Origin of the sequence: Parendozoicomonas verongulae, from assembly GCF_009711465.1 — a bacterium.
Taxonomy (GTDB): domain Bacteria; phylum Pseudomonadota; class Gammaproteobacteria; order Pseudomonadales; family Endozoicomonadaceae; genus Sansalvadorimonas; species Sansalvadorimonas verongulae.
This window is the reverse complement of the sequence record NZ_SMME01000719.1, coordinates 1,558-7,021: the sequence shown is the minus strand read 5'-3', so window position 1 is coordinate 7,021 and position 5,464 is coordinate 1,558. Positions and strand designations below refer to the sequence as shown.

Here is a 5,464-nt window from a genome sequence, read left to right as displayed (position 1 = left end):
TATTGATATAGCATTTTGCAAGTCCTTCTGACAAAACGGTTGTTGTTCTGGGCATAGATGTGAATGTTTGTCCTCTCTATTGGTCATACCTCCAGACCATAGCGACTAGCCGCACATTACGATTGTGGGCACCGGATGTCCTTGCGGTCTATGAACCCATCTATCCCATACCGATTGACAGGAGGAAAGGAATGGAAACTATCAAATCAGGGAGTCTGGCTGGCACAATCACAGGTGTACTACTGCTGCTGGTGGTGTTGGCAGCACTTTCTTTCAGTGGTGCGACCTATGCAGGCCTCCCTAAAAAAGAGAAGCTTCAGCAAATGATTGTTGCTGCTGAAAAGCGCCGAAAAGTTACAACAGCAAATACGCCCAAACAGGCACCTAAGTCAGCAACCCAACAAAAGGAAGCTCCTCAAAAGGAAGCTCCTCAAAAGGAAGCTCCTAATCCTCCAATGGCTGTTTCAACTACCAACAATGATGGCACCATTCCTCCTCAGAATGAGGAAATACGAAAGAAGTTTGAAGACTATCGAGATGAGTTCAAGAAAGACTTCGATATGGATGATGACGTTACTGTTGAAGTTGAAGAAGACGTTGATCCTAATGCCCAAGATAGTGAGGGTAAGGATCGTGATGACACTGCAAACAGTGATACAGAGTCAAAGTATGAAAAGGGAACTCTCTTTGACGAGGCTTTCATCAATAAAATTGGCATCAAGAACTTCAGCAACCCAGATGCAAGAAGGTTTACCAAAGGTTCCTATACAGAGAAGCTTGGTAAAGCTTTTGTTCACGCCTACAACCTGCTGCCACCTGTCGGTGCAGAAAACGAAGGTTGGAAAGACAAGCAGGTTACTGATCCTGATGCTGCCTCGGCAGTGGGTATGCTGAGTGCGGATGCGTTTGCTGTAGGTGGACGTGTTCACCCTGCAATTGATGGGAACACATTCAAGCACTACCCCATTGTTACGGGCAGTATTGATGATGTAAATTCCGGTGCACGCTTTATCTCCTTGAAGGTGAAGGTGCTGGAGCGCAAGACTGTGTGTGGCAAGAGTGAAGACTTTGATGGTTACTTCTCAGTATCCCTTGTGAACAGCGGGGGGCAACCTGGTGGATGGGGTGTGTTCATCTCAACTTATGGCCTGCCTGATGGTCAGGAAGCGGACCTGATTGGCCAGTGTTTTGGTCAGAGTCACAAAACACCTTTCGCCCAAGGTTCAGGTTACGACACGCCACAGTTCGCCGGTACCCATGGCAAGTGGAGCACAGAAGCTATCGCTCTTCTGATTGCCACTGGTAAAGCGGAATGGAAAGGTAAAAAGTTGAAACTCGCCCTCCCAGAAGATGGGTACGAGAAACTCAAGAAATACCTGGATACTCGAACGTCTATCAACAGTCTCCTGACTGATCAGGAGTTCCAGATCGAAGCAGAATAATTACTGTTTTGTCATAAAAAAACGGAACCAGCTGGCTCCGTTTTTTTATGTACTTTTCAAGCGGATCGAATTAGATACCAGCCTGTTCACGCAGGATGGCAGCTTTGTCGGTGTGCTCCCAGGTGAAGTTCTCGTCGTCACGGCCAAAGTGACCATAAGCGGCAGTAGCCTGGTAAATGGGACGCTTGAGGTCCAGCATGGCGATCAGGCCTTTAGGGCGCAGATCAAAGTGCTCGCGCACCAGCTCAACAATCTTCTCGTCGGCAATCTTGCCTGTGCTGAAAGTGTTCACACTGATGGACGTTGGCTCGGCAACACCAATTGCGTAAGACACCTGAATCTCGCAACGGTCGGCCAGACCAGCCGCCACAATGTTCTTGGCAACGTAACGGCCTGCGTAAGCGGCGGAACGATCAACCTTGGAAGGGTCCTTACCGGAGAAAGCACCGCCACCGTGACGGGCCATACCACCATAGGTATCAACGATAATCTTACGGCCAGTCAGACCGCAGTCGCCCACCGGGCCACCGATAACGAAGTTGCCGGTTGGATTAATATGGTACTGGGTGCCTTCGTGCAGCCATTCTGCTGGCAGAACAGGCTTAATCACTTCTTCCAGAACGTCTTTACGCAGTTGCTCCAGGCTGATGCTTGGATCGTGCTGGGTAGACAGTACAACCGCATCAACAGCAACAGGCTTGCCATCGCTGCCATAACGCATAGTCACCTGGCTCTTCGCGTCTGGGCGCAGCCATGGCAGGGTTTTGTTCTTGCGCAGTTCGGCCTGACGTTGAACCAGCTTGTGGGAGTAGTGAACAGGTGCTGGCATCATGGAGTCGGTTTCGTTGGTCGCATAACCAAACATCAGACCCTGGTCGCCTGCACCCTGTTCGCGGTCGTCGGTTTCATCTACACCGATTGCGATATCAACAGACTGCTTGCCGATCGCATTAATAACCGCAACGCTTTCGCCATCAAAACCCAGATCGCCGTGGTCATAACCGATGCTGGTGACAACGCCACGCACAATGTCTTCAATATCAACGTAAGTGTCGGTGCGTACTTCACCCGCCACAATAACCATGCCGGTTTTTACCATGGTTTCCACAGCAACACGGGCTTCCGGGTCATCTTCCAGGATGGCATCCAGAATGGCATCGGAGATCTGGTCTGCGACTTTATCGGGGTGTCCTTCAGAGACAGACTCTGAAGTAAACAGGGAGTATTCAGCCATGATTTTCTTAATCCTCAAGTAATTCTTGGCGACGGCGCTGGCGATAAAATTGCCGAACCTGTATCTGGAAACCATTGCGAAGCCCAAGATACTGGGATTCTCCTTCCACAAGGCCGGCTTCTCTTGCCCAGCCACTTAGTTCGTCAGTACTGAAGCCCAGCCATAAATCACCGCAGGAGTCTTTCACCCACTCCTGATCGTGACGGCTGAGGTCGCTGATAAACAGACTTGCGCCGGGTCGTAATAACGTAGCCGCTTCACGAAAGATAGCGGCTGGTGCGGGAACATGGTGTAAAACCATGTTGGCGATAATGCAATCAACCGACATGCCTTCGTCGGCCAGCAGAGACAGCTCACCAAGGCGGTATTCGACATTGGTAATACCGGCTTTATGGGCTTTGGCTCTGGCTTGTTCGAGCATGTCGCGGGAGTTATCGAGAGCGATAACCCTTTGGAACTGTTCTGACAGCTGAGGCAAAAATGTGCCTTCTCCGGGGCCGAGTTCAAGCACAGTGCCACGGTTCAGACTGTCGACATGAGCCAGCATTTCCAGCACTGTGCGGGAGTACAGATCGTGATCGGCAATCAGCTCCTGATGGTGGCGAAATGCCTGGATATTGCGGGAAAAGAACACCCGTGACTGCTCAGCTCGCGCCTGACGAATCTCCTGCAAGCGCTCACGATATTTAACGGCTAGTGGTACTTCATCAATGGCTTCAAAGAAGGATTGAATCAATCGTCCCTGAGCAGAATCCATTGGCGGTAAGGCGCGGCGATAGAAGATGGAGTTTCCTTCACGACGGGTAGACACCAGCCCGGCACGGGACAGCACTTTCAAATGATGGCTAAGGCCAGACTGCCGAGTATCGAGAATGCGGGTCAGTTCCAGGACTCCCAGAGATTCCGTGCGCAATAAACGTAAAACCTCCAGACGCAATGAATCACCCATAGCCTTGCCAAGAGTGGCGAGCTGGGTGAGTTCAAGGTTGGATTGAGTATCCTGAGGCTTGGCTATTACGACTGTCATAGCGAGGGAGTCTAACAGTATAAATAGGAAGCATCAAAAAAAATTGATATAGGTTGTCAGCGAATTGAAAATGCTGAGTTTGATCATGAAATCACAACAGACCCTAATTCAGATCAAGGCAACGCTGTTGCAAAACCTTTAAGTTAGCCCGCTTTCTCCCTTCATAAAGTTGGCAGGTTTTTGCTATGAAACAGGCATATCTGGATCGTTTCCTCCGCTACGTCTCTTTCGACACTCAGTCCGACAGCTCCAGCATCACCGTTCCCAGCACGCCCAAACAGAAGATCCTTGGTGCAGCAATCCAGGAAGAAATGCAGGCCATGGGCCTGAGCGATATTTCCATGGACGACAATGGATATGTAATGGGCAAGCTGCCTGCCAACATTGAAGGTGACGTTCCTGCTATCGGTTTTGTTGCTCACATGGATACCGCCATGGACGCATCCGGTGCAAATGTGAAACCTCAGATTGTTGAGAACTACAACGGTGAAGCGATTGCTCTGAATGCTGACGTAAGCCTCGACCCAGCAGAATTCCCCAAGCTGAAGAACTACATCGGCAAAACGCTGATCACCACCGACGGCACCACTCTGCTGGGTGCTGACAACAAGGCTGGTATCGCCGCTATCCTGACCGCTGTCGAATTCCTGCAGGCCAACCCTGACATTCCTCATGGTGATATCGCTATCGGCTTCACTCCGGACGAAGAAATCGGCCGTGGTGCCAACCACTTCGACGTGCCTAAGTTCGGTGCTCAGTGGGCTTATACCATCGACGGTGGTGAAGAAGGTGAGCTGGAGTGCGAAAACTTCAACGCAGCCGGAGCTAAAGTGACTTTCCATGGTCGCAGTGTGCACCCGGGCACCGCTAAGAATGCACTGATCAACGCCCAGACTCTGGCCCGTACCTACGCCAACGATATGCCAGCTATGGAAGTGCCTGAACACACGGAAGGTTACGAAGGTTTTATCCACCTGCACGGTACCAGCGGCACTGTCACCACTGCTGAACTGGATTACATCATCCGTGACCACGACAAAGAGAAGTTCGAAGCGCGCAAAGAGCTGATGCTGTCTGTTGCCGAGAACATGAACAAGCAGTTGGGCGAAGAGCGTGTTGTTATTGAGATCACTGACAACTACCGCAACATGAAGGAAGAGGTCGACAAGGTACCTCACGTTGTTGATATCGCCCGTGAAGCCATGGTGAAGTGCGACGTAACCCCTCTGGAAAAGCCAATCCGTGGTGGTACCGACGGTGCGCGTCTGTCTTTCATGGGGTTGCCTTGCCCGAACATTTTCACTGGCGGCCACAACTTCCACGGTGTTCACGAATATCTGGTGGTTGAATCTGCCATGAAGAGTGTTGACGTTATTGTTGAGGTGGCTCGCCTGACTGCTGAGAAGTATCAGGCCAGTTAACAACTATCCGGGGTTGTGTTATTCGTAGTTAGGCAGGCCCTTCTGTTTGTCGTGCTGGAGCCGGACAAGCATAAGGTCAGAGGGAAATTGGTGAGACAGTACGTTAGCCTTCTGCCCCCCGTCCTCTTTCAGATGCCCATCGGAGTGGTTAGGGTGGGCATTTATGCATACTTTTACACCCCCCTCACTATCCGCAGTAGGACGGAGCTGCACCAGGTGGGCTACTTTTTGATTTTGTATATCCAGAATGTCCATATTAGTCCACACAAAACCATACATTCGTGTTTCCCGAGGCTGGTTAACTTTTATGTGCCATTGCCTATGATAAGGATCGAAAGAG

The 5,464-nt window shown here is 50.7% G+C and carries 5 protein-coding genes; 2 read left to right on the top strand and 3 right to left on the bottom strand.

From position 1 onward, the window contains the following. Positions 1-191: 191 nt before the first annotated feature. Positions 192-1,442, top strand: coding sequence for a hypothetical protein (locus tag E1189_RS03835; RefSeq protein WP_155158747.1), 1,251 nt, complete (start codon positions 192-194; stop codon positions 1,440-1,442). 70 nt (positions 1,443-1,512) lie between these two features. Here E1189_RS03835 and metK read toward each other — a convergent pair whose 3' ends face one another. Together metK and E1189_RS03825 are read right to left on the bottom strand one after the other, a co-directional pair. Further along, complete coding sequence (gene metK / locus E1189_RS03830; RefSeq protein WP_155158746.1) at positions 1,513-2,676, bottom strand: methionine adenosyltransferase; 1,164 nt, start codon at positions 2,674-2,676, stop codon at positions 1,513-1,515. 7 nt (positions 2,677-2,683) lie between these two features. Beyond that, the gene (locus E1189_RS03825) at positions 2,684-3,703 is read right to left on the bottom strand and encodes an ArsR/SmtB family transcription factor (RefSeq protein ID WP_155158745.1); all 1,020 of its coding nucleotides are present in this window, start codon (positions 3,701-3,703) and stop codon (positions 2,684-2,686) included. A gap of 185 nt (positions 3,704-3,888) precedes the next feature. On the opposite strand from E1189_RS03825, the gene pepT reads away from it, so the two are divergent. Further along, positions 3,889-5,124 carry a peptidase T gene (pepT, locus tag E1189_RS03820; protein ID WP_155158744.1) on the top strand — a complete coding sequence of 412 codons (1,236 nt, stop codon included), beginning with the start codon at positions 3,889-3,891 and terminating at the stop codon, positions 5,122-5,124. Between the two features lie 18 nt (positions 5,125-5,142). Here the strand turns inward: pepT and E1189_RS03815 are convergent. Continuing rightward, on the bottom strand, positions 5,143-5,464 hold a 322-nt coding region (locus E1189_RS03815), incomplete at its 5' end, for a hypothetical protein (RefSeq protein ID WP_230460128.1).

What these genes read in the sequence shown, in the direction of transcription:
- E1189_RS03835 (WP_155158747.1), top strand. Translation starts at nt 192, where the DNA reads ATGGAAACTATCAAATCAGGGAGTCTGGCTGGCACAATCACAGGTGTA.
- metK (WP_155158746.1), bottom strand. Translation starts at nt 2,676, where the DNA reads ATGGCTGAATACTCCCTGTTTACTTCAGAGTCTGTCTCTGAAGGACAC.
- E1189_RS03825 (WP_155158745.1), bottom strand. Translation starts at nt 3,703, where the DNA reads ATGACAGTCGTAATAGCCAAGCCTCAGGATACTCAATCCAACCTTGAA.
- pepT (WP_155158744.1), top strand. Translation starts at nt 3,889, where the DNA reads ATGAAACAGGCATATCTGGATCGTTTCCTCCGCTACGTCTCTTTCGAC.